Source organism: Microcoleus sp. K1-B1, assembly GCF_036704705.1.
GTDB lineage: Bacteria > Cyanobacteriota > Cyanobacteriia > Cyanobacteriales > Microcoleaceae > Microcoleus.
Genome location: NZ_JAUBSH010000082.1, coordinates 1 through 22201, shown reverse-complemented (window position 1 = coordinate 22201; position 22201 = coordinate 1). Strand labels below are relative to the sequence as shown.

Annotated in this window: 23 protein-coding genes; 13 read left to right on the top strand and 10 right to left on the bottom strand. The window is 46.1% G+C overall.

From position 1 onward, the window contains the following. Positions 1 to 231: 231 nt before the first annotated feature. Together lspA and QUA83_RS23515 are read right to left on the bottom strand one after the other, a co-directional pair. Positions 232 to 741: a signal peptidase II gene (lspA, locus tag QUA83_RS23520; RefSeq protein WP_333296258.1), complete on the bottom strand. Its 510-nt coding sequence runs from the start codon at positions 739 to 741 to the stop codon at positions 232 to 234. 267 nt (positions 742 to 1008) lie between these two features. Then, complete coding sequence (locus tag QUA83_RS23515) at positions 1009 to 1587, bottom strand: biotin transporter BioY (RefSeq protein WP_006635529.1); 579 nt, start codon at positions 1585 to 1587, stop codon at positions 1009 to 1011. 458 nt (positions 1588 to 2045) lie between these two features. Between QUA83_RS23515 and pstS the strand changes: the two genes are divergently transcribed. From pstS to pstB, 4 genes are all read left to right on the top strand, one after another. Then, on the top strand, positions 2046 to 3221 hold the full coding sequence (pstS, locus tag QUA83_RS23510) for a phosphate ABC transporter substrate-binding protein PstS (protein ID WP_333296255.1): 1176 nt from the start codon (positions 2046 to 2048) through the stop codon (positions 3219 to 3221). Positions 3222 to 3575: 354 nt separating this feature from the next. After that, the gene (pstC, locus tag QUA83_RS23505) at positions 3576 to 4532 is read left to right on the top strand and encodes a phosphate ABC transporter permease subunit PstC (protein ID WP_333137627.1); all 957 of its coding nucleotides are present in this window, start codon (positions 3576 to 3578) and stop codon (positions 4530 to 4532) included. A 34-nt stretch (positions 4533 to 4566) separates the two neighbouring features. Continuing rightward, positions 4567 to 5460, top strand: a complete 894-nt coding sequence (pstA, locus tag QUA83_RS23500; protein ID WP_333296253.1) for a phosphate ABC transporter permease PstA — start codon at positions 4567 to 4569, stop codon at positions 5458 to 5460. 133 nt (positions 5461 to 5593) lie between these two features. Continuing rightward, a complete protein-coding gene (gene pstB, locus QUA83_RS23495) occupies positions 5594 to 6394 on the top strand; it encodes a phosphate ABC transporter ATP-binding protein PstB (RefSeq protein ID WP_333296252.1) in 801 nt (266 codons plus the stop codon). A gap of 458 nt (positions 6395 to 6852) precedes the next feature. Here pstB and QUA83_RS30640 read toward each other — a convergent pair whose 3' ends face one another. Then, positions 6853 to 7116, bottom strand: coding sequence for an NblA/ycf18 family protein (locus tag QUA83_RS30640; protein ID WP_445301804.1), 264 nt, complete (start codon positions 7114 to 7116; stop codon positions 6853 to 6855). A gap of 135 nt (positions 7117 to 7251) precedes the next feature. Here QUA83_RS30640 and QUA83_RS23485 point away from each other — a divergent pair, with 135 nt between their 5' ends. The 3 genes from QUA83_RS23485 (at position 7252) to QUA83_RS23475 (ending at position 9886) form a co-directional block, all read left to right on the top strand. Next, positions 7252 to 7848, top strand: a complete 597-nt coding sequence (locus tag QUA83_RS23485; RefSeq protein ID WP_333251096.1) for a phycobiliprotein lyase — start codon at positions 7252 to 7254, stop codon at positions 7846 to 7848. A 298-nt stretch (positions 7849 to 8146) separates the two neighbouring features. Next, positions 8147 to 8905 carry a phycobilisome rod-core linker polypeptide gene (locus QUA83_RS23480; protein WP_333296250.1) on the top strand — a complete coding sequence of 253 codons (759 nt, stop codon included), beginning with the start codon at positions 8147 to 8149 and terminating at the stop codon, positions 8903 to 8905. A gap of 300 nt (positions 8906 to 9205) precedes the next feature. After that, positions 9206 to 9886 (top strand): nuclease-related domain-containing protein, encoded by a 681-nt coding sequence (locus QUA83_RS23475; RefSeq protein ID WP_333296248.1) that lies wholly within the window; start codon positions 9206 to 9208, stop codon positions 9884 to 9886. A gap of 236 nt (positions 9887 to 10122) precedes the next feature. Here QUA83_RS23475 and QUA83_RS23470 read toward each other — a convergent pair whose 3' ends face one another. Both QUA83_RS23470 and QUA83_RS23465 read right to left on the bottom strand, forming a co-directional pair. Next, positions 10123 to 11088: an RluA family pseudouridine synthase gene (locus QUA83_RS23470; RefSeq protein WP_333296247.1), complete on the bottom strand. Its 966-nt coding sequence runs from the start codon at positions 11086 to 11088 to the stop codon at positions 10123 to 10125. Between the two features lie 195 nt (positions 11089 to 11283). Further along, positions 11284 to 12732 (bottom strand): ATP-dependent DNA helicase RecQ, encoded by a 1449-nt coding sequence (locus QUA83_RS23465; protein WP_333296245.1) that lies wholly within the window; start codon positions 12730 to 12732, stop codon positions 11284 to 11286. A 169-nt stretch (positions 12733 to 12901) separates the two neighbouring features. Here QUA83_RS23465 and QUA83_RS23460 point away from each other — a divergent pair, with 169 nt between their 5' ends. Continuing rightward, the gene (locus tag QUA83_RS23460) at positions 12902 to 13711 is read left to right on the top strand and encodes a phytanoyl-CoA dioxygenase family protein (protein ID WP_333296244.1); all 810 of its coding nucleotides are present in this window, start codon (positions 12902 to 12904) and stop codon (positions 13709 to 13711) included. Positions 13712 to 13996: 285 nt separating this feature from the next. Here the strand turns inward: QUA83_RS23460 and QUA83_RS23455 are convergent, their stop codons facing one another. After that, entirely contained in the window at positions 13997 to 14377 is a 381-nt protein-coding gene (locus QUA83_RS23455; RefSeq protein WP_015176810.1) for a hypothetical protein, read from the bottom strand. A 6-nt stretch (positions 14378 to 14383) separates the two neighbouring features. On the opposite strand from QUA83_RS23455, the gene QUA83_RS23450 reads away from it, so the two are divergent. Together QUA83_RS23450 and QUA83_RS23445 are read left to right on the top strand one after the other, a co-directional pair. Beyond that, positions 14384 to 14590, top strand: a complete 207-nt coding sequence (locus QUA83_RS23450) for a hypothetical protein (RefSeq protein WP_333296242.1) — start codon at positions 14384 to 14386, stop codon at positions 14588 to 14590. Positions 14591 to 14867: 277 nt separating this feature from the next. Beyond that, complete coding sequence (locus QUA83_RS23445; RefSeq protein WP_333083646.1) at positions 14868 to 15422, top strand: M23 family metallopeptidase; 555 nt, start codon at positions 14868 to 14870, stop codon at positions 15420 to 15422. Positions 15423 to 15541: 119 nt separating this feature from the next. Here the strand turns inward: QUA83_RS23445 and ftsH are convergent, their stop codons facing one another. Continuing rightward, a complete protein-coding gene (ftsH, locus tag QUA83_RS23440) occupies positions 15542 to 17476 on the bottom strand; it encodes an ATP-dependent zinc metalloprotease FtsH (RefSeq protein WP_333296240.1) in 1935 nt (644 codons plus the stop codon). Positions 17477 to 17989: 513 nt separating this feature from the next. Between ftsH and QUA83_RS23435 the strand changes: the two genes are divergently transcribed. Further along, positions 17990 to 18535 carry an NADPH-dependent FMN reductase gene (locus QUA83_RS23435; RefSeq protein WP_333296270.1) on the top strand — a complete coding sequence of 182 codons (546 nt, stop codon included), beginning with the start codon at positions 17990 to 17992 and terminating at the stop codon, positions 18533 to 18535. A 189-nt stretch (positions 18536 to 18724) separates the two neighbouring features. On the opposite strand, the gene QUA83_RS23430 is transcribed toward QUA83_RS23435, so the two are convergent. Further along, the gene (locus QUA83_RS23430) at positions 18725 to 18955 is read right to left on the bottom strand and encodes a hypothetical protein (RefSeq protein WP_006635545.1); all 231 of its coding nucleotides are present in this window, start codon (positions 18953 to 18955) and stop codon (positions 18725 to 18727) included. 132 nt (positions 18956 to 19087) lie between these two features. On the opposite strand from QUA83_RS23430, the gene psb32 reads away from it, so the two are divergent. Next, complete coding sequence (gene psb32, locus QUA83_RS23425; protein WP_333160833.1) at positions 19088 to 19810, top strand: photosystem II repair protein Psb32; 723 nt, start codon at positions 19088 to 19090, stop codon at positions 19808 to 19810. A gap of 59 nt (positions 19811 to 19869) precedes the next feature. Here the strand turns inward: psb32 and QUA83_RS23420 are convergent, their stop codons facing one another. Beyond that, positions 19870 to 20253 carry a DUF4346 domain-containing protein gene (locus QUA83_RS23420; RefSeq protein ID WP_333296237.1) on the bottom strand — a complete coding sequence of 128 codons (384 nt, stop codon included), beginning with the start codon at positions 20251 to 20253 and terminating at the stop codon, positions 19870 to 19872. 331 nt (positions 20254 to 20584) lie between these two features. Here QUA83_RS23420 and dcm point away from each other — a divergent pair, with 331 nt between their 5' ends. Then, positions 20585 to 21619, top strand: a complete 1035-nt coding sequence (dcm, locus tag QUA83_RS23415) for a DNA (cytosine-5-)-methyltransferase (RefSeq protein ID WP_333296234.1) — start codon at positions 20585 to 20587, stop codon at positions 21617 to 21619. A 256-nt stretch (positions 21620 to 21875) separates the two neighbouring features. Here dcm and QUA83_RS23410 read toward each other — a convergent pair whose 3' ends face one another. Next, positions 21876 to 22016: a hypothetical protein gene (locus tag QUA83_RS23410; RefSeq protein ID WP_333296230.1), complete on the bottom strand. Its 141-nt coding sequence runs from the start codon at positions 22014 to 22016 to the stop codon at positions 21876 to 21878. Positions 22017 to 22201 lie beyond the last annotated feature (185 nt).

Below are 22201 nucleotides of genomic sequence, written 5' to 3'. Positions count from 1 at the left end.
TAGCAATAAAAAATCTAATTATAGCTCATAAATGACTCTAACCTGAAGTTGACACCTAGACCTTCTGCTAACAGACAACTGACAAATGACCGAAAGCAATTGCTTGTGAGGCCGCCGGATTCATCAATGGATCAGCAAAAAAAGCTCGGCATCCGATAAACCTGAGAACGGTACAACCCGTGGGTGGTTAATCGAAAATCTAAAATCTAAAATTGATTGACTTGTTGAAAGTTACTCTGAAATAGAATCGCCATCGTCTTGGTTTCTCGGCGGCGGTGCACTGTGAAAAGTTGCAATCAGCAAACAGATAATCCCAGCATTAATAAACACATCGGCTAGATTAAATACGGGGAAGCGAATGAGCCGAAAATCGATAAAATCTACAACATGGCCCGAAACAAATCGATCGATCCCGTTCCCCAGTGCTCCCCCCAAAATCAAACCGTAGCCAGCTTGTTCCCAGCGGTTAATTCGCGGCCCGAACCAAGCCAGCACAATCAATCCCACACTAACGCCCAAAGACAGCCAGCGCAACCAAATCGCCCCGCCATTGCTGAACAGACTAAAAGCGGCACCAGTATTAACAACATAAGTGAAGTGAAACACCCCAGGTAACAGCGGCTGCGTCTGCGGAGGAACCGTCAAGTCAAAATTTTGTACCACCCAAAACTTAGTCAGGTGGTCTAAAACTAAACTGATAACAGCAGCAACCCAGAACAAGGGATTTCTTTTAAAACGCATGAATTAAGCAATAGAAAATGGGGCATCGGGCATGAGATAATTTACTGCAATCTCACTTGTCATTGCGAGCAGAATGCAGTGGATAAAAGCAATCCCAGCCGCAGCGCGATGAATCTCCCGTTGGGCAATGATAGTATAACCTTATTTTGCACACTTACCAGTTACCTCTTCCTTCGTCCTTCTTCCTCCTTCCTTACTTCCTTCTTCCTGAAATCCGTTACATCCGTTACATCCCGTACATTGCTCGTTGCCGAACTTCCTTCGCAATTAATAAAACATCAAGCGGCGCAAAGTAAATGACAGCACTGCGATCGCACAAACTACCGCCAATTGTCCCGGCAGGGGATAAACCGAATATTTAAGAATCTCATCGAATAAAGGTGTTTTTTTTGCCGGAGGCAGCCAGTAAGTAAAAATTAGATAAATTAAGCCGATCGCGTGAACAGTGAACAAACCGCACAAACAGCTAAAAGCCATAGATTCCAGCCGCGAAGCCACCTTAAAAGCCACCCAGCCGCATACCCAAGCACCAGGCACAAAACCCAGCAAATACCCAAAACTCGCTTCTTTGAGATAGCCGATGCCGCCGCCTTGAGAAAAAACTGGCCACAAAGTTAATCCTAATGCCAAATAGGCAATTTGCGAGAGAGCCGCAGCATTTTTCCCCCCCATGCAGCCTACTAGCAAGACGGCTCCAATTTGATAGGTAACACCTAAAGAGTAAGCCTGAAGTCCTCGATCGTCCCACAACCCGATCGGAATTGTGACAGATGCAGGCAAAAAAGTGCCTCCTATCGTCAGAAGCAAACCAATAACAGCCCAGATTAATTCAATAGGAGCAGGCATTATAGCAGAAGAAAGAAGGAAGACCGAAGTTGCAATCGACCGTTTATGTTTGTGCAATTAAGAACGTCCTAACCGTGAGGGCGGTTGCTATATCATCAAACAGCATTCGTCAGAAGGCATTTGTCAGATGCCAGCTTCAATGCCCGCAGCTTTTAAATTCTTAATACTAGCACTACTGTCAAAATAACCACCATTGTATGGTTTTCTGGCTCTCAAGCCTGGATCTTGTGATAATTTAATGGGAATTTTTCGCGATCGGGCGATCGACTGCTTGTTTCCGTAGCTATTTCTCTGCCATATATCTTATAACGTCACAATTGTCAAGTTCATTAATAACATTAATAATATTAATTAATATTAAATTGGGATTAAGTGTAAAGATTCTTAACCTAACCTTTACTTTTGCGCGCTATGCTGATGCGGGACACCCATATAACGATCGCAGCTTTTGTATACCTATGCTTTTTCGTCTTAACTTGATTAATTCAAACCGTTTGACTACTGCAATTTCCGCTATGGCGATCGCCCTCAGTGTAGCAGCTTGCGGCGGCGAGACCACAACCACAGGCAGCAGCCCCACCCCCGGCGACACCGCAGCTAGCCCCGTTGCAGCCACCGGCACAGCAGCAAACACCAAACTCGCCCTAGCCTCAGACGTAGCCCTGACGGGTGCCGGCGCGTCATTCCCAGCACCCCTGTACCAGCGCTGGTTTCAAGATTTCAACACAACCAATCCAAAATTACAGATCAACTATCAGTCAGTGGGCAGCGGTGCCGGAGTCGAACAGTTTACCAAAGGTACAGTAGACTTTGGAGCCAGCGACACCGCAATGAAAGACGACGAAATTGGGAAGGTGCCAGCGGACAAAGGCGTGCTCTTGCTGCCGATGTCGGCTGGTAGCATCGTGCTCGCCTACAACCTGCCTGACGTACCCGAACTGAAGTTGCCAAGAGACGTTTACACAGATATCTTCTTGGGGAACATCACCAAGTGGAACGACCCCAAAATTGCTGCTGCTAACCCGGACGCTAAACTGCCAGACCAAAATATCACAGTTGTACACCGTTCTGACGGCAGTGGTACGACAGACGTATTCACAAAACACCTCAGCGCCATCAGTCCAGAATGGAAAGAAAAAGTAGGGGAAGGCAAGACAGTAGAGTGGCCTCCTGCCGGTAAGGTTGGCGGCAAGGGGAATGAAGGTGTCACGGCTTCTATTCAACAAACCGTTGGCGCTATAGGCTACATTGAGTACGGCTACGCCAAAAACAACAATATCAAGTTTGCTGCCCTGGAAAATAAAGCCGGCAATTTTGTAGTGTACACCGACGCAGTGGGGGCAAAAACCCTTGAAGCAGTGGTACTACCGGAGAATCTCCGGGCGTTCATTCCCGATCCCGAAGGGGCAGAATCCTATCCTATTGTTAGCTACACTTGGATGCTCGTCCCCAAAACAGTTACTGACCCCAACAAAGCTAAAGCAATCGAGGCCATGATTGAATACGGCTTGAATGAAGGTCAAAAGGTCAGCCCTGAATTGGGCTACGTTCCTCTGCCCCAAAACGTTAAAGAAAAAGTAGCCGCGGCCGCTGACGGCATCAGCCCAGACTACAAGATTGAGGTTGCCAAATAGTAATTGTTGACTGTTGACTGTTGACTGTTGACTGTTGACTGTTGACTGTTGACTGTTGGAAAAAAGGGGAAAGAAAAAAGCAAGAGAGATATTTCTGTAGATACAAGGGGCGGGTTCACCGACAATAATGGCCTAAAATCAATAATCTGATCAACCCGCCCCACCCAACGGTAAATCGCCATTTACATCTTTCAAAATACAATGGTCAGGTTTGACCAGAAATATTTGTTGAAAAGTCAGGGGATTGATAAACCCGCCCCTCTGTGATTTTATTTATCGTCTTTCTTTCTGCTTCCTTCTAGCTTTTTCCGAAACAGACTATTTTCCGCTACTATATATTTGGTTTTTTTTTCTATGATTTCAGATAATAACAGCGCTCAATCACAGAGCCGATCGCGCTCTGGGGCAGAAAAATCCTTAGACCAAGGCTTTATCTGGCTGACGCGGATTTTGGGCATAGGAGTTGGTGTAATATTGCTGGTAATCGCGCTCACCGTTGCTTATCGGGCTTTACCGGCGATTCAACAGTACGGTTTGGGATTTCTGTTTGGCAGTAGCTGGAATCCGGTTAAAGAAGAGTACGGTGCGCTGCCGATGATTTACGGGACGATCGTCAGTTCGGCGATCGCGCTCCTAATTGCAGTACCATTAGGAGTAGGGACTGCCATTTTCTTGAGCGAGGACTTTCTGCCGCTACCAGTGCGTACAGCTTTAGTTTTTTTAGTAGAACTTTTAGCCGCCATTCCCAGCGTAGTCTACGGTTTGTGGGGAATTGCTGTATTGATTCCCATGATTACCACTCTCGGCAAGTTTCTCAACGGCACTTTCGGATGGCTGCCGATTTTTAGCACCTCGCCAGTGGGGCCGGGAATGTTACCAGCCGGAGTAATTTTGGGAATCATGACTTTGCCCATTATTACTGCTATCTCCCGCGACTCTTTGGCAAGTCTCCCGCCCGAATTGCGGCAAGCATCTCTAGGTTTAGGAGCTACTCGCTGGACAACAATTTTTAGAGTGCTCGTACCGGCGGCTTTTTCCGGCATTGTCGGCGGAATTATGCTTGGGCTCGGTCGCGCTATGGGAGAAACAATGGCTGCAACTCTGTTAATTGGCAATTCCAATCAGTTAAGTCTTTCTGTGCTAGCTCCGGCAAATACTATTGCTTCTCTGATGGCAAATCAGTTTGCGGAAGCCTCTGGGTTGCAAGTAGCAGCTCTGATGTACACTGGGCTAATTCTGTTTATTATGACACTGATTGTTAATATTTTGGCAGAGTGGATTGTTTCTCAAGTCAGAGCGAAGTACAACTAGAAGTTAGCCGCCATTTCCTACATAGTTTTAGTTTATGTCAAATAGCGTCTCCGATGAAAATCATTTGGTATCGAAAACAGGCAGTTTAAAGAAGGTTAAAAACAGCCCGCAAGCGCTGTTTGGTCTGGGGATGACTGTACTGGCTGGAGCTAGTCTGGCTATCACTCTGCTGCCTTTGTTTGCAGTTCTTTCCTATGTCACCGTACAAGGTTTCAATCGCCTGAATTTAGACTTGTTTACCAAGCTGCCACCGCCGCCCGGACTATCGGGAGGCGGTATTGCTAATGCAATTCTCGGTACATTGATGACGGTGGGAATTGCTTCTTTAATTGCTGTTCCTTTTGGTGTATTGGCAGCAGTTTATTTGTCGGAGTTCAGCAGCGGCCAAGTAGCTCGCTGGGTACGCTTTGCTACTAACGTCCTCAGCGGCGTTCCTTCGATTATTGCCGGGGTATTTGCCTACGGTTTGTTCGTGGTAAATATGGGAGGTTTTTCGGCAATTGCAGGGGGTGCGGCCTTGGCTGTGCTGATGTTGCCCACGATTGTGCGGACTACTGACGAAGCTCTACAAATCGTCCCGCAAGATATTAGATGGGCGTCGGTTGGTGTGGGTGCTTCTAATTATCAGACGGTGTTGCAGGTGGTTTTGCCTGCGGCAATTCCGGCTATTTTAACGGGTGTGACTCTGGCAATTGCCCGCGCTGCTGGAGAAACTGCTCCTTTGATTTTCACAGCGCTCAATTCGCCTTTTTGGCCGGGAGGATTTGATAAGCCAACTCCGAGTCTTTCGGTTTTGGTGTACAACTTTGCAACGGTTCCTTTTAAGGCACAGAAAGAATTGGCCTGGGCGGCATCTTTGATTTTGGTGATTATGGTTTTGCTGACGAGTATTCTTTCTCGCTGGGCTACTCGCCAAAAAGTTTATTGAAGTCATTATTTATTAGTTATTAGTTAATAGTTATTAGTTAGTCGCTGGGTCAGACTAATAACCAATAATTAACAACCAATAACCAATAACATTTTTGGCTTAATTTGTAAAATTCGATTGGATACTTACCTGTATGATGATGGATTTAGACAAGCAAACGGAAACAGTTTTACGGACAGAAAATATCAATATTTTTTACGGCGCTTTTCACGCGGTTAAAAATGTTTCAATGGAGATTCCTAAAAATCGCATTACTGCCTTGATTGGGCCGTCTGGCTGCGGTAAAAGTACAATTTTGCGATGTTTTAACCGCCTTAACGATTTAGTGAGCGGTTTTCGTTTAGAGGGGAGAATTGATTACCACGGTCAAAATCTTTACGATCCTGATATTGATGCTGTGGCGGTGCGCCGCAAGATTGGGATGGTGTTTCAAAAGCCGAATCCTTTCCCTAAGTCGATTTATGACAATATTGCTTACGGTGCGAGGGTAAACAATTATAAGGGAGATATGGATGAGCTGGTGGAAAAGTCGCTCAGCCAAGCTTATTTGTGGGATGAGGTGAAGGATAAGTTGAAGCAAAGCGGTTTTTCTCTTTCCGGTGGCCAGCAGCAGCGTTTGTGTATTGCTAGGGCGATCGCGATTAATCCTGATGTAGTGTTAATGGATGAACCTTGTGCTTCTCTTGACCCGATTTCTACGATTAAGATTGAGGAGTTGATGCGGGAACTCAAGGAGAAGTATACGATTGTGATTGTTACTCACAATATGCAGCAGGCTTCTAGGGTTTCTGACCTGACTGCTTTTTTCAATGCTAAACTTTCTGACGATGGGAAGCGGTTTGGCTATCTTGTGGAGTGTGATAAGACTGAGATAATTTTCCAAAGTCCGAAGGAAGAGTCTACTTTAGATTATGTCAGCGGCCGTTTTGGTTGAGCCCCGACAGGTTGAAACTTGTCGCTACACAAACTATCGTCTCTCTCGCTTGAGACTAAAAACATTTACAGCAGTTTTTAGCAATATGAGGTACAGTCTGGCGTGGGGCATGGGGCATGGGGCATGGGATTGCCCCGTGTACCTCATAAACCTGCAATCTGCTGTAATTTGCTGAGTATCGTAGCGACAAAAAAAACTGCGTAAAACTTTTGTCAATTGAGAATCCCGCTTTCTTGGAGAAAGCGGGATTCTGGATTTTATGATTAAAAGCTGGATTTGAGATGTTGCACCATTCTCAATAAGCTTTTTAGGAACAGGCAAGATGCCTGTTCCACAAGAAAATTCACTCTTTGTGGAACAGGCATCTTGCCTGTTCTTGACAATGGTGCAAGATGTGAGTCGATCGCACTTTTTGCAGATACAAGCCACTGATTTTTGTGAAGAAATGATCGAAGGGTTCACATATTCTTCATCCAATGCTTTAACAGGTTTTCTTTAACCATGTTTTGTCGCATAACTTCGAGCAAGTATTCCTGAGCTTGGTCTTGGCTTAACCTTTTGACTTCTTCGCGTAGCACTTGCAGTTTGAACTGCTGTTCCATGCTGAGGCTGGTTGTAGACATATCCATAAATCGCTCCTCCAGTTTGCTGAGATTGATGCGAGATTGATCGGAATGACGTTTCGCAGAATTTGTTGTGTCTCCTACATTGTAAACTATCATAACATTCCCTTGACAATATGTCCAAAGTAGACATTTTGAGACTAATTTGTGTAGCAAAAGTACATCTAAGTGGGGGGAGCCTTATCATAAAAAGGCGTAAAGACAGGGAAGCCTAAGCCAAAGGAGCTAGTTCGTATGGATGCCATGGAGTTTTTTCAAAGCAGTGCTGGAGAGTGGCGTTCTCAGCGCAGCACTCACCACCTCGCTTTCCGCCAAGCGGAGATTGGGGATTCAAATATTCAGGTAACGGCGCTGGGTGCGGATGACGCGCGAGTGGCCGAGATTTGCAAGATGCACGAAGTCGATCCGAGCCGGGCTGCTGGGGGGGCTTTTGTGACTTGGCACGGCTCGATGGCGTGGGATAAGGATGATGAGAATCATAAAGGGTCTACGGTGTTCGCGATCGTCCCCGATCCTGAAAATCCCCGGCAGGGCTTGATGTTGCGCGAACGGGGCTATGCGGAAATTGTGCCGGTGGCTGGCCGTTTTGAGATGGATGACGAGGATGGGCTGCTGCTGATTACCGAATACGAGACGATGAGTTCGATCGAGCGTTTCTGGTTTGCTAATCCGAACGTGCGGATGCGGACGAGTACCGTAAAGCGCTTTGGCGGTTTCAGCACTTCGACTTTTTGTACCGAAATTCGGGTGCAACCAGACTCGGATGCAACATCAGAAGCAGCAGCAGATCAAGTGGCCGGCAGCGAGTTTTATTCGGCTCTGGGTTGGTAATTTGGCAGTTGACTGTTGACTGTTGACTGTTGACTGTTGACTGTTGACTGCTGACTGCTGACTGTTGACTGTTGACTGCTGACTGTTGACTGTTGACTGCTGACTGCCCACTGCCCACTGCCCACTGACTACTGACTTCCCCAAAGTCAACAAATGTTACAGATTGTTGCAAAAATTCAGGAAAATCAGATTTAGATTGCGGGAATCCCCTAATCTGTATGTTGGTTAGTTGTATCCGTTATGCTGGCAGCTCACGGTGTCAACTATTTCTGAAATTTGAGATAACGGAGATTTTAACGTGGCGCTACCTTTGATAAACTACGCCCCCAAAAGCCAAAACCAGCGCGTAGCTGGTTTTGAAACAGGGAGCGACGAGCAGCCCAGAATTTTCACAACTGAAAATGTGCTCTCGTCTGGAGACATGGAAAATTTGATTTGGGCTGGATATCGCCAGATTTACAGCGAACACCAAATCCTCAAGAGCAACCGCCAAAAGTCTTTGGAGTCGCAACTCAAGTTCGGCCAAATTACTGTGCGGGACTTTATTCGCGGTTTGGCGACTTCTTCTCCTTTCTTGGAGCGGAATTATCAAACTAACAGCAATTACCGGTTTGTAGAAATGTGCGTGCAGCGCATTTTGGGCCGGGATGTGTACAGCGAGCGCGAAAAGATTGCTTGGTCGATCGTGGTAGCCAATAAGGGGCCTCAAGGCTTTATTGACGAGTTGGTCAATAGCGAAGAGTACCTGGATAAGTTCGGCTACGATACCGTACCTTACCAGCAGCGCCGAATTTTGCCTCAGCGAGTTGGAGGGGACACTCCTTTCAACTTGAAGACGCCCCGCTACGGTGAGTACCACCGTTCGCAGCTTGGCTTCCCGCAAATCATCTGGCAGACTGGCGTGCGCCGTTTTGTTCCTCAAGAGAAGCAACCGAAGGCTGGCGATCCGTCGAACTATTTGGGTATGGCGCGCAATATGCCCATGCCTGCTACTCCGCCGCAGCGCGTGCCTCTGGCTAATATCAATATCGACACGATGGTTCCCCGTCGCCGGTAATTGATGCTGCCCTGATGCGATTATTTGTGTCGGGCGATCGACTGAATCGATCGGCTTTTAAGCTGAGAGAGTTTTGAGTCTTGAGTTTTGAGGTTTGAGTTTTTTGATAAACTTGGAATCCAAAACTCGGGACTCATAATTTTTAGTCATTAGTCATTAGTCATTAGTCATTAGTTATTAGTCATTAGTTATTAGTCATTAGTTATTAGTTATTAGTCATTAGTCATTAGTTATTAGTCATTAGGAAGAAAAATAATTCGACCTTTTCTCATTGTCAACTATAAGTGCATAGGTGCATTTATGCAGCCGCAATATAACGAAGGTGCTGGAAAATCATTGCGTCGCCATGCTAAACAGCTTCGTACCAAAGCCTTATACAGGTACGGTGCCGCAACAGGGTTGGTGTTGTTGCCACTGCTGGTATACGCGGTAGCACCTTTTTCTCCTTTATTTTTGGTCGCGGCTTTTTTGATAGGGGCATTAATCGCCCTTCCATTTATTGAGGACGGGAAAACGTTTTGGAAGTCGTCTCAGAGATTTGACCAAGGGGCCTGTGGTGAAGAAAAGACTCAGCAAGTTTTGGAGTCCCTAATCCAATCTGGATGGATAGCTGAGTACAATTTAAGATTGCCGGAAGTAGGCGATATCGATGTGTGGCTGCGATCGCCTAAAGGAGTCAATTTTATCCTTGATGTGAAGTCTCACTCAACCGTAGTTGTGTTGGAGGGGGATGTGCTCAAGCGTCAATCTTACGACGGGAAATTGAGAGATTTTGATAAAGATTTTCTGGCACAGATTGCCAACCAAGCTACGGCTATAAAAAAAGCTAAGAAGTTAACCAAGGTCACTCCAGTAGTTGTATTTAGCGAGGCCAAAGTGATTTTGATCAACAAAAAGAAGATTAGGGGTGCTTACGTCCTGGAACTGGGCAATCTGGTGTCAAGGTTGCAAGAACTCGATCGCACCTATAAAAGTAGATAAGATTGAGAGAAATGAGATAAACGGCTACATTGATATGTTTGACATCAACAAATTTGCACACAGCAGTACCATCCCAGACTTGCACTAGCATCTAAGTGATACTTGTGCTATTAAAAAAATTTAAGGTAGAAACAATATCCTGGAGGGAATGTTGAACAAAGCAATCAAGGTAGATAAAATTCTCAACGCCTGATAGCGACTTGTCATAACAGCTTTGGTGACTGCTATAGCAATTATCAAATATTAGCCCGCAATCGCAATATTTTTAGCAGGGTGTTGAATTGATCGGGTAAAGGTGCGATCGCCTCTATTAATTCTCCGGTTACGGGATGCTGCAAAGTCAGTCGCCATGCGTGGAGGGCTTGTCCTGTTAAATTGACGCCGATAGAACGGTTGGAACTGTACATCGGGTCGCCGACTATGGGATGTTTTATCTCCGCTGTATGCACGCGAATTTGATGGGTGCGGCCGGTTTCTAATTGATAGTGCATTAAGCAATAGTTGCCGATTCTTTCTTTGATTGTCCAGTGAGTAACTGCGGGGCGACCGCCTTTTTCTACTGGTACTACTGCCATTTTTTTGCGGTCTGTGGGATGCCGCCCGATGGGTAGGTCTATTGTGCCTGTTTCGGTGTTGGGAGCACCGTAAACTATGCCTAAATATTCGCGGCGGGCGGTTTTAGTTTTGAGTTGGGCTTGCAGGTGTTGGTGGGCAATATCGGTTTTGGCGATCGCGATCGCACCTGTCGTATCTTTGTCTAATCTGTGCACGATTCCCGGCCGCTGAACTCCGCCTATTTCTGCTAGGGGACAGTGGGCTAAGAGGGCGTTGACTAATGTACCATCTGCGTGTCCGGCGGCTGGGTGGACGACTAATCCGGCTGGTTTGTTGATGATAATTAGGCTGTCGTCTTCGTAGAGGATGTCGAGGGGAATTGCTTCGGCCTGCAACTTTGTGGGCTGGGCTTCAGGTAATGTGAGGTGGATGCGATCGCCCGTTTTTACTGATATTTTTTTCGAGGTGCAGGTTTCATCGTTGACTTTGACATTGCCTTGTGATATGAGGCTTTGGATTCGCGATCGGGATAAGTCCGGTATCTGGTTTGACAGCCAAATATCTAATCGCTGATTGACATTACTGCGATCGAATTCCTCTGTATTTTCTACTGTGTAAATCTGTGCCGCAGTGTCTGTTTCTATCATTTACTTTTTACTATTTTTTGCCAAGTGTGTAAAGCAAATATCTTCATCATAACATCTGTGAGTTAGTTCGCGATCGCACAGGTAGCGATAAACCGGGTTTTTTCACAGCAATATTTCGTTTGGGCCCGCAGATTAGGTAAAAAACCCGGTTTCTTGGATGGGAGTGGTTAAGTCATTTGAGTATAATCGTCTTTTCTATCGACAATTATCGCAGTGGCCGCAGCGCATTGATTTAGCTTCCTTGGCAAACCCAAAAGCTTGCAGCAAAAATTGCCACCTGCACTCGCGATCTTTGAGATATTTTGCCATTTCTTCCGCTGCGGAAAAATTTGATTTTTCCGCTTTTTGCTGGGGAGATTTATTAATCGCATAATTAAAAGGATCTCGCCATGTTAGTTGTCCGCTACTGTGCAAGATTGAAAGGGCGATCGCGCTTTCGGGAAATTCGCGGGAAACTGCTTCTATATCGCCTTTAACAGGCAGTTTTTTGGCTAATTGCTGAGCTTCTCGGTATTGCGATCGCAATTTATCTTGAAAAAATTCCTTTCTTTGTTTATCTTCGGGATAAAGCAAACCCGTAGGTTCGCTAATCAATGTCAGGGCGATCGCCGATTTGCCGTCGCGTCCGCCTCTACCAATTTCCTGAATGTATTCCGATAATAGCAAAGGTGCTTGAAAGTGAACAACCCACCGGACATCTGGCTTGTTAATTCCCATCCCGAACGCTGAGGTACAAGTCACGAATTTAATATCATTGTTCAGCCAAGCTGTTTCTATTTTTCGTCGTGATTCTGGACTTAAACCTGCATGATATGCTGCTGTTTCATAACCTGCTTCTTTCAACAAATCCGCCAAGTTTTCGCTATCTTTTCTGGTGCGGACATAGACTAAACCTGCTTGTTTTGGTCGAGCTTTAATAAAATTTAATAACTGCTGCTTGCGTCCTCTCGGCGTCCAGACTGTTTGCACTTGCAGGTGCAGGTTAGAACGGTAGGGACTTAGCAGGAATGCTTCGGGTTTTTGCAGTTGCAAGACGTTTTTGATTGTTTGCTGTGCTTCCGGGTTAGCGGTAGCGGTGAAAGCTGCGATCGCAATTTTACTGTTTGCTGGTTTACCTTTCAACAAAGCCGGCCGGACTGTTCCCAAACGGCGGTAAGCTGGTCGAAAAGTATCACCCCACTGCACTAAACAGTGAGCTTCATCTAATATTAAACCGTTAATTTGGATGTGTGGCTGACTGATAATTTCCCAAACAGGTTTGCTGAGTAATGTTTCGGGAGACAGGTACAGCAATCTTAATTTGTTTTGTTGCAGCGACTGCATAGTTTGTCGGCGCTGCGCTGTTGGCAATTGGCTGTGGAGGAGGGAAGCGGGAAGATTGCGATCGCGCAATTCTTGCACTTGATTTTCCATCAGTGCGACTAACGGCGAAACTACGAGAGTTAAACCTGTTTGTAACAAAGCTGGCAGTTGAAAGCAGATGGATTTGCCGCCACCTGTCGGCATAATTATAATTGTATCTTTTCCTGCTAATAAACTACCGACGATTTCTCCTTGGGGTGGTCGGAAGTCGTCGTATCCCCAAATTTTATGGAAGGCGGCGCGGGCTTGATTTAATGATGTTGGTTCTGGTTGGTATTTCATTTGATTTATTCCCAAATCAGACGTAATGTGAGCAGTGCGTGTCCTACATAATTAAATTGCGTGTAAGTCTTGATGTACCAAGAAACCGGGTGGCTGGTGTCATAGTATGCAAATATCGAGCAGAATAAGTGTTAATTTAATAACAGTTAATAATTTTACTTTTTGAATTATGAACGCAAGTACGTTAAGCGAAGTTTTCAGCTATCGGCAAAAGACTTGTGATCTTTTCGACACAGCAGGGGCGGTAGAAGCGGTGTGCGAAGATGGTTTTGCGCTGATTCCTGGTGTACTCAGTCCGTCGGAAGTGGCGCAAGCCAAGGAAGCACTCGATCGCCTGCAACCCTTCGGACTCGATGGTAGCAGTTGGAGTGAATTGAACCAGCATTTTAAATGCGTTTTTAATCGCGATCGCCTGTGGCTTTCCTATGTCGATCGACAGGGTATAATTGAATTAGCCGAAGCATTAATGGGTAGCGATTGCCATATTATCGGCATGACTGCGTGGAAAAGCGGGCCCGGTTATGATGGTTGGCGCGTCCACGTCGATCAGGTGTTTGTACCCGTGCCCGAAAGCCTGTTTGCAGATCGCAGTTTTCAACTACCAGTATGGATTTGTACAGCCCATTTCTATCTCAGCGACATCGCAGAAGACCTCTGTCCTACCTACGTTATTCCTGGTAGTCACAAATCTGGTCGAAAACCAGACCGCGGGGAAGAAACTTGGAACGGACATTCCCCAGAACCAGTTTTGTGCAAAGCAGGAGATGTGCTGTTTTTCCGCAGTGAAATTTGGCATTCCGGCGGCAGAAATACGACAACAGATGGAACTCGCTACTTACTGCAAGTGCATTATTCCCACCGCAACATCGCGCAGAAATTTTCGCCTTGGCCGTGGCAGTTTAACCCCGAAATTATCGCTACTGCTACTGAACGGCAACTGCGGCTTTTAGGCAAACATCCTGAGTCAAATTACGGTTAAAATACATGGCTAATTCTGTTTGACCACCTCTATAGCAAGCCTTAGAAGAAATATGAACACCATCTATTCTCTTCTATTCCTTTCTCTTTTCTTCTCTTTCTCTGTGTCCTCTGCGCCCTCTGCGGTTCATCAAAAAAAATATCTGTCACAAATCCATTAACATTATAATGTCAAAGTTATTTGAGACTTGGAGTTTTGGATTTGAGATTATCATCCATTCTAGAGGCTGGCAAATGTCCGAATCTCTTGAGCAATCCCAATCCAAAATCCAAAATCTAAAATCGCCTAAGATTGACCGTCTCGGCGGCCGAGCTCGTACACGCCGCCACCAATACAGGCGATCGTACCCATAGATACTGCCCAACCAGTGCCCAGAGACAATTCGACGCCCCAATTGCACAATCCCCCCGCAATCAAAAAGGGTACAATGCTCAACAGCGAAGCGTAAAACGCATTTTGGGCTTCTCTGGCTTGGCGGGTTCTTTCAAACTCGGCTTCCGAGGTGTAGAGGGATCTCTCGGCAAAATTCATCCAGCGGTTCAGTTGCAGGATTACCCATTCTGTGAGGGGCGACAGGCCCCAGTATAGGGCCAAAGACCACAAGGACGCACCGGCGATCGCAGTTGCGTCTATGGCAAAACTAAAGGGAAAAATTTCAGTAAGCATTGCTTGATGTCTGTTATGAATTTGAGATTTCGGACGGCATCCAAAATCCCCGAACTTAACTATAGTGTCAAGCAAAAGCTCGATCGAATTCAACCGCAGCACGAATTTCCAATTTTTTTTATCACCCCTGGGCATTTACCCGGAAGCCTTGACACGGGTTTTGGATGGAGTAAGATACACGTTGTTATTAAACTGATTCGCGATCGCGGGTAGAGCTCAAAGCCAATCTTGCAGCGAATTGGCATAACTTACATTTTGCACCCTTCTGAGAAACGGGCTTTCCGGCCCGTTCCACAAAGAATGATTTTTTTGTGGGGAGTAGGGGTTGGGCCGGAAAGCCCGCCCCTGAAAGCTTTATTGACAAGGGTGCAAGATGTGAGCCTAACAGACAACGCACACTCCCACACACATTTAACTTTGAGCCGTGAAAAAAATCCTGCAAGACTCTAGAGGCCCGCTGACGGCAAAACGCTTTTTTCGTCTCAGACAGATGCTGCTGCTGGCACTTTCGATCGGCATTGTGTTGATCAGCCCTTATTTGCAGCAGCAGGTGGTCAAAGCTCAGTCAGGCTTACCAAGCAGAGTAGCGACGGGTAATTTGTGGCAAGAAGCTTCTTTTCCAGTCGAAAACTTTGAAACATACACTTCCCCCTTCGGCCCCCGTGGCGGGGATTTTCATTACGGTTTGGACTTGGCCGCCCCGGAAGGCAGCTATATCCGCAATTGGTGGGGCGGGCAAATTGTGGAAGTTTGGGAAGATGGCAGATGCGGCACTGGTATGGTGGTGCGATCGGGAAATTGGGAACACATCTACTGTCACCTCAGAGGCCGAGTGCTAACGGCTAACGGCGGGCGTTATTATACCGATCGCGAAGGTACCTTGCAAATTTGGCAAGGTCAAACAGTGCCTGCGGGTGCGAGAATTGCCAGAGTTGGGATGACCGGCCGCACGAGTGGGCCTCACTTGCACTGGGGATTGAAGTACGGCGGCCGCTGGGTAGACCCGGCTTTGGTACTCCGGGAAATGTACGCGCAACAATCTTAATTTGTCATTAGTTAGTAGTCATTTTTGGGGTTTGTAGTAATGAGTAAAGTCCTGATTTTTTCGAGAATGAGGAATAAAGTCATCACTACAAACTTGAATAACTAATGACTAATGACTCTTTACGTTGGTGCTAACTCTTTTTTGTTTACCTCGGTGTACCGCTCGACAATTTGGCGGAATTCATCGCCGTCGATCGTTTCTTCATCCAACAGCGCTTCGACAAGTTTGTCTACCAAAGCGCGGTTTTCGCGGATAATTCGGCGAGCTTCTTCGTAGCACTCAAAGGCAATTTCCCGGACTTGGCGATCGATCTTGATTGCCATTTCTTCGGAATACTCCGATCGCGAATTCCAGCTTTGACCCAAAAACACCTCATTGTTCGGACTTTCCAAAGCCACAGGCCCCAAATCCGACATTCCATAAAGCGTTACCATCTCCCTCGCGAGACTGCTAACTTTTTTGAGATCGCTACCGGCACCGGTGTCGATTTCAGCATCGCCATAAATTTCGGCCTCCGCCGCCCGTCCCCCCAAAGCTACTTTAATTCGGTTTAACAGCAAAGCCCGACTCCTCAAACCTTCGCTGTCGAGCATTTCGTCGTCGAGAACAAAGCTAGTAAAGCCTTCGATGCCACCGGAACGGGGAATAATCGTTACTTTTTCCACCGGGTCGGCATTTTTGAGCATGGTCGCGACTAGGGCGTGTCCGACTTCGTGGTATGCTGTCATCCACTTTTTCTTGCTATCCAGCAGCGGGTTGAGCGTAAGCCCGATCGTGATCCGGTCGATCGCGTCGTGAACTTCTAAGTTAGTAATCGTGTCTTTGCGACGCCTCGCGGTGAGAATAGCTGCTTCGTTGAGCAAGTTTGCCAAGTCGGCGCCGGAAAAGCCGGGAGTACGGCGGGCGATCGTGTCTAAGGCAACTTCTGGGTCGAGTTTTTTGTTGCGCGCGTGAACTTGCAAAATCCCTAAACGCCCTTTGTAACTGGGTAAATCTACCGTTACTTGGCGATCGAACCTGCCGGGCCGCAGCAGGGCAGTATCGAGTACGTCGGGCCGGTTAGTAGCTGCAATCACAATCACGCCACTGTTACCCTCAAAGCCGTCCATTTCTGTCAGCAACTGGTTGAGAGTTTGTTCGCGTTCGTCGTTGCCGCCGCCGATACCAGCGCCACGCTGCCTTCCTACGGCGTCTATTTCGTCGATGAAGACGATGCAGGGGGCATTTTCTTTAGCTTTGCGGAACAAGTCGCGGACGCGGGAGGCGCCGACTCCGACAAACATTTCGACAAATTCCGAACCGGAGATGCTGAAGAAGGGGACGGCTGCTTCGCCTGCGATGGCTTTTGCCAGCATTGTTTTGCCGGTTCCTGGAGGCCCGATTAACAGAACTCCTCTGGGAATTTTGGCGCCGATGGCGTTGAAGCGTTCGGGTTTTTTGAGGAAGGTTACGACTTCTTGCAGTTCTTCTTTAGCTTCTTCGATGCCTGCTACGTCGTCGAACATCACGCCGGTTTTAGCTTCCATTTGGAAACGGGCTCTGGATTTGCCGAAGTTCATGGCATTTCCTTGAGATTGGGTCGATCGGCGCACGATTGCCACCAGCACTGCGAACACTGCAAAAATCACTAGCAAGTTTACTACGAAACTGACTGCGGTGGCGTTGTCGGCTGTTTGTTTGACTTCAAAGTCTATCTTTTTGGCGCGGATTTGCGAGTACAGTTCTCGGTTGTTGTAGTCGAACAGACTAACTGATTGGGTTTGATCGCTTTTTTGATTTTTTAGCCTAACCTTGGCAGTTTTTTGAGTTTCGTCTATTTCGACTCTACTGACTTGCCCTTTTTCTATGTTTTCGATGAGTTGGCTGTAACTCATGGTGTTTGGCGCACTCTCGGCAAACACCGGGGTCGAGAGCAATATTCCTTGAGAAATCACCAAACTGCCCAGGATGCGCCAAAGATTCCGTCCTGGAATTGATTTTTTAGGATTCTGGCTCGACTTGTCTTTGTTTACAGCTAGATGCCCCAGCCATGCGTGTTTCCAAGAATTTTTCATATTGCTTTGCCCAAGGTTGAAGACTGCCAAGATTGACCGCTTGTGGTTTGCTACGTTCATTTATTTTAACAAGATGCCGGGTGTTGGATGGGTTTATCTCTCGTGGGCATCTTAAGAAACCCCTCAAGAGGGGGGGTTTGAATCCACGGCTCCTCAAGAAACCGGGTTTTTTACCTAAATCTGCGGGCTATAACCAAGGATTTTGCTCACAAAACCCGGTTTCTCGGCTCCCTCCGTCAATCTAAAATCTCAAATCTCAAATCGATGGATTTTGCTCAAAAAACCCGGTTTCTCGGCCCCCTCCACTGAACTTACCCACGGCTCCTCAAGAAACCGGGTTTTTTACCTAATCTGCGGGCTATAACCAAGGATTTTGCTCAAACAACCCGGTTTCTGGGTTCCGTCGGTAAATCTAAAATCTAAAATCGATTGACAGTTGCCGATCGAACTTGCTATGTTAATCATAGTCGTAATGAGTACGCTTTAGAAAAGCAGTTATTGTTTTTAAGCTTTATGGTAAAAATTGTCGGCATTGGTGGAAGTTTGCGGGCTGGCTCCTACAGCCAGTTAGCGTTGAAGGTGGCAGCAGAACGGGCGCAGGCCTTGGGCGCGGAAGTTGAAATATTCGATTTGCGATCGCTCAATCTGCCCTTCTGCAACGGTGAGAATGATTATCTCGATTACCCGGATGTGGAAAAGCTGCAGAATGCGGTTAAGCAAGCCGACGGCTTGATTTTGGCAACGCCGGAGTATCACGGTAGCGTCAGCGGTGCTCTCAAGAATGCCTTGGATTTGATGAGTTTTGAGCATTTGGACGGGAAGGTTGCGGGTGCGATTAGCGTTTTGGGAGGGCAAGTTAACAGCAACGCACTCAACGATTTGCGAACCATTTTGAGATGGGTGCACGCTTGGGTAATTCCCGAACAAATTGCGATCGGACAAGCTTGGAAAGCTTTTAGTCCTGATGGTAAATTGTTGGATGAAAAACTGTCGGAAAGGTTCGATGAATTTGCTCGAAGTTTAGTGGAAAATACGCAAAAATTGCGAGGAATTTCGTAATTGTATCTCAGGAAAAACGCATTCCTGGACGCAACTGGCATATTATTCGGATGCGTCAGTTGCAATAATTGCTCGATTTGAAGAGGTTTTGTCTCTAGCAGAGCACCCTACAAGCTGTAATGTAACAGTCAACAGTCAACAGTCAACAGTCAACAGTCAACAGTCAACTGAGTCAAAATGGCAACTGAGTCAAAATGGCATATCGATCATGTCTCCGAAAGGATGGGGTACGTCGATCGGCATTCTTCCGGGTTTTGACTCATATTTGTCTATCCACTTTTTGGCCAATTCCAAAGCTTCCTCCTCAGTCTTGGCATTTTGGACGGCGACGTGGCGGTTGCCGCGGCTATCCCAAACCTCGACGTAGAAGACTTTCTGGGATTGAATAATCCAACCTTTATAAGTGTCTGCTGGTTCCATAGTTAGAATCCTAAAATAATCGGGCGGGGAGTTCCACTGACTAGCTAATTGTAAATATTGCCCTGCATAAAATGAATTTTACGGGGGTTTCTATAGTATTTTTGGAAAAAAGTCAGTTTTACGGTTAACCTCATGACCAGACTCCTGAAGCAATTATTTAACTGGAGAAAATATCTCCAACCTTTGGCCGCGACGATCGCGATCGCCCTAATCGCATCCCAGATGGCGGTATTGCCGGCATTGGCGACTGGCGTTTACGAAATGCCGGTGTTGTCGGCGGGCGATCGAACTTGGGTGTTCGACAAAGGCGACGTGCTCAGCCGCAGCAGCGAAAGCAATATCAGCAGCGTGCTCGACAACCTGGAAAACAAAACAGGGAAACAAGTCCGATTTGTCACCATCCACCGCTTAGACTACGGTGAAACTGCTGCCACTTTCACCGACCAACTGTTTGAACAGTGGTTTCCCGCAAAAGAAGACCAGACTAACCAAATTTTACTCGTTCTCGACACTGTTACCAACAGCGCGGCAATTCGTACCGGGGAAGGGGTGAAATCCCTGCTAACCGATGAAATTGCCCAGAGTGTGGCCGGGGAAACCGTGCAAGTGCCGCTACGGGAAGCGAATAAATACAATGAGGCATTTTCGGCTGCAAGTACGCGCATTGCAACTGTTTTGTCGGGCGAACCCGATCCGGGTCCTCCTGAAGTTGTTGACAACATTCAAGTTGAAGGCACGTTTAAAAAAGCTGAAGAAACAGACCAAGGCAATGCCACAGTTGTTGTGGTTGTGCTGTTGGTATTGGCGACAGTGATTCCGATGGTGACTTATTTCTGGTATCAAGGTTTTTCGTAATCGGTTGCTGTCAGATGCAATAAGTTGCCATTTTGTCAAGAAATTCGGGCGCGGTTGCACTAATCTTGAACGTATTCTCGATCGCTCAACAATGCAATTTCTGCCCGCACAAATTCCCGTCCCAGATAAGCTGCGTGATCTAACATTGTCACCGGGCTGGGGCGGGTTTCTTCTAGAATTTTGACGCAAAGTTCTTTGGCGGTTCTGCCGGTAAAAAGTGTGGCCTCAGTGCGTTCTACTTTGCCGCGGGCGGGGATGGGTTTGCCGGTTTCGGGATCGACGGCGAGGCCTCGATCGTCGATGATGTTGGTGAAATGTTTGGCACAAATTAAGCTGGTTTCGCGATCGAGATAGATGATGAAGTAGCCGCCTGGATCGAGGTCGAGGTGGCGTTTGGATAGGTTGTCATCGATTGCGGTGAGGTTTTCCAAGGTTTGACTCATGGTTGGTGAAAGAAAGTAAACAATAGCTATATTTTTTTTGCTATTTCTAGTTTAGTCGGCTGCGGGACAAGTTTGGGACATTGGTTGGTTGAATGCGGGGGGAATTTTCGGGCGATCGACATTCTACGCGATATCTGTGGGGACAGGCCATTGCCGTGTCCGGCGCGGAGTTGTGCGACTTTTAATGAGTGGTATAAGATTGAGGACTGTCACAATACTTGTGGAACTTGATATAATGAACCGCAGAGAGCGCAGAGAACGCAGAGTAAAAGAAGAGAGAAAAACAAAATATGTTATCATGGTTTGAGTAATATTTTACATTAATTTATAAATGAAATTTATCGATTTATTTTCAGGAATTGGAGGTTTCAGACAAGGGTTTGAAAAAATTGGCTTTAAATGCGTTTTTTCCTGCGAAATTAACAGCAAATGCCGACAAGTTTACACGGAGAACTTCGGTGAGGTTCCTTTTGGAGATATCAGTAAAATTAATCCCGTCGAGTTAGAAGACTTTGATGTTTTAGTCGCCGGGTTTCCGTGCCAACCTTTTAGCATTTGCGGCAAAAAGTTGGGGTTTGAAGATACTAGAGGTACGTTATTTTTTGATATTTGTAAAATTATCAAAATAAAGCAACCTCAAGTAGTGGTGCTAGAAAATGTCAAGCACTTAATCCATCACGACAAGGGAAATACATTAAAAGTAATTATTGCTAGTCTTAGAGAGTTGGGGTACAGCGTGAATTACAAAATGCTGAATGCTAAAGACTTTGGGATAGCTCAACATCGTGAAAGAATATTTATTATTGCAACTAAAGGTAAAGAATTCAATTTTTCTCGACTTAAAAGTAAGTTTCCTCCGCAACTCAGGGAATTTCTAGACGAGACAGGGGATTTTGAAATATTGGACAAATCAGAGTATACTTTAATTGATTATCCGAGAAAGCAAGATTCGGGACTTTTGTTTGTAGGTTACAGAAATAAAGGTACTTGGAAAACTGGCGTGAGGCCAAATACAGAACATTTATCGAGAGTTCACAGACAGCCTAATCGCATTTATTCGGTAGATGGAGTGCATCCGACAATTCCTTCGCAAGAAACATCGGGCAGGTTTTTTATCTACATTCCTGAGCAAGATATGGTGAGAAAGTTGACGCTGAAGGAATGTTACCGTCTTATGGGTTTTCCTGAAGATTTTAAAAGTTATCCGAGTGCGGGGGAAAGTTACAAGCAAATTGGGAATTCGGTTTGTGTGCCGGTTGTGGAGGCGATCGCTAAAGAAATATTAAGTCAAAACTTATTGTCAAATGAAACGAAGGAATTGCCATCTGATACCCTCCGAGAATATTTATCGTTCATTTTTCATTAAACCACTCTAGCCAATAAACTAAAATTGCTCCTGAAGTAATATCTTCTGAGGCATATTCCTCACTGTTTTGATGATAAATGTAAGCTTTCTCATCAGAAGAGTGCGGGCAGAATAAGCATACTCTCCGATCGGCATTTATATTTTGCCAAGCCAGTCTAATACTGCCTTGGTCATCTGTACCTGTAGAGCATTTTGGAAAACAGTTTCCCATGCTATCGTAGGCCTCAACAACCAATTTTATCGCTGTCCTGAAAGCCTATTCAGTCGGTCTTAAAATTCCGTACTCATCCTCTTCTTCTAAATCTAAAAGCTCGATCAGACGTTCGACAGTGATTCGGAAATTCAATAAACCGCTATTGCTACCGCTATCAGTAATCTGTTCTTTCGCTACAGTCATAAGATTCAATCCCTTTTAGCCGATCGCGCTAGTTTTATGCTAACACAGCCTAATGCTGTGAAATTATTTGACAACTTGCTGCGCTATATTTGCGAAGGTTTCCATACAATTAGACATCTCCGAAAACACTCAAAGCCTCTGTATAGTTAAGTTCTAGGACGTAAATGTAATCATCGTAAATTAGC

Bases quoted from the DNA above. Each gene is read 5' to 3' on its own strand.
- lspA (WP_333296258.1), bottom strand. From the start codon at position 741: ATGCGTTTTAAAAGAAATCCCTTGTTCTGGGTTGCTGCTGTTATCAGT.
- QUA83_RS23515 (WP_006635529.1), bottom strand. From the start codon at position 1,587: ATGCCTGCTCCTATTGAATTAATCTGGGCTGTTATTGGTTTGCTTCTG.
- pstS (WP_333296255.1), top strand. From the start codon at position 2,046: ATGCTTTTTCGTCTTAACTTGATTAATTCAAACCGTTTGACTACTGCA.
- pstC (WP_333137627.1), top strand. From the start codon at position 3,576: ATGATTTCAGATAATAACAGCGCTCAATCACAGAGCCGATCGCGCTCT.
- pstA (WP_333296253.1), top strand. From the start codon at position 4,567: ATGTCAAATAGCGTCTCCGATGAAAATCATTTGGTATCGAAAACAGGC.
- pstB (WP_333296252.1), top strand. From the start codon at position 5,594: ATGATGATGGATTTAGACAAGCAAACGGAAACAGTTTTACGGACAGAA.
- QUA83_RS30640 (WP_445301804.1), bottom strand. From the start codon at position 7,116: ATGATAGTTTACAATGTAGGAGACACAACAAATTCTGCGAAACGTCAT.
- QUA83_RS23485 (WP_333251096.1), top strand. From the start codon at position 7,252: ATGGATGCCATGGAGTTTTTTCAAAGCAGTGCTGGAGAGTGGCGTTCT.
- QUA83_RS23475 (WP_333296248.1), top strand. From the start codon at position 9,206: ATGCAGCCGCAATATAACGAAGGTGCTGGAAAATCATTGCGTCGCCAT.
- QUA83_RS23470 (WP_333296247.1), bottom strand. From the start codon at position 11,088: ATGATAGAAACAGACACTGCGGCACAGATTTACACAGTAGAAAATACA.
- QUA83_RS23465 (WP_333296245.1), bottom strand. From the start codon at position 12,732: ATGAAATACCAACCAGAACCAACATCATTAAATCAAGCCCGCGCCGCC.
- QUA83_RS23460 (WP_333296244.1), top strand. From the start codon at position 12,902: ATGAACGCAAGTACGTTAAGCGAAGTTTTCAGCTATCGGCAAAAGACT.
- QUA83_RS23455 (WP_015176810.1), bottom strand. From the start codon at position 14,377: ATGCTTACTGAAATTTTTCCCTTTAGTTTTGCCATAGACGCAACTGCG.
- QUA83_RS23450 (WP_333296242.1), top strand. From the start codon at position 14,384: ATGTCTGTTATGAATTTGAGATTTCGGACGGCATCCAAAATCCCCGAA.
- QUA83_RS23445 (WP_333083646.1), top strand. From the start codon at position 14,868: ATGCTGCTGCTGGCACTTTCGATCGGCATTGTGTTGATCAGCCCTTAT.
- ftsH (WP_333296240.1), bottom strand. From the start codon at position 17,476: ATGAAAAATTCTTGGAAACACGCATGGCTGGGGCATCTAGCTGTAAAC.
- QUA83_RS23435 (WP_333296270.1), top strand. From the start codon at position 17,990: ATGGTAAAAATTGTCGGCATTGGTGGAAGTTTGCGGGCTGGCTCCTAC.
- QUA83_RS23430 (WP_006635545.1), bottom strand. From the start codon at position 18,955: ATGGAACCAGCAGACACTTATAAAGGTTGGATTATTCAATCCCAGAAA.
- psb32 (WP_333160833.1), top strand. From the start codon at position 19,088: ATGACCAGACTCCTGAAGCAATTATTTAACTGGAGAAAATATCTCCAA.
- QUA83_RS23420 (WP_333296237.1), bottom strand. From the start codon at position 20,253: ATGAGTCAAACCTTGGAAAACCTCACCGCAATCGATGACAACCTATCC.
- dcm (WP_333296234.1), top strand. From the start codon at position 20,585: ATGAAATTTATCGATTTATTTTCAGGAATTGGAGGTTTCAGACAAGGG.
- QUA83_RS23410 (WP_333296230.1), bottom strand. From the start codon at position 22,016: ATGACTGTAGCGAAAGAACAGATTACTGATAGCGGTAGCAATAGCGGT.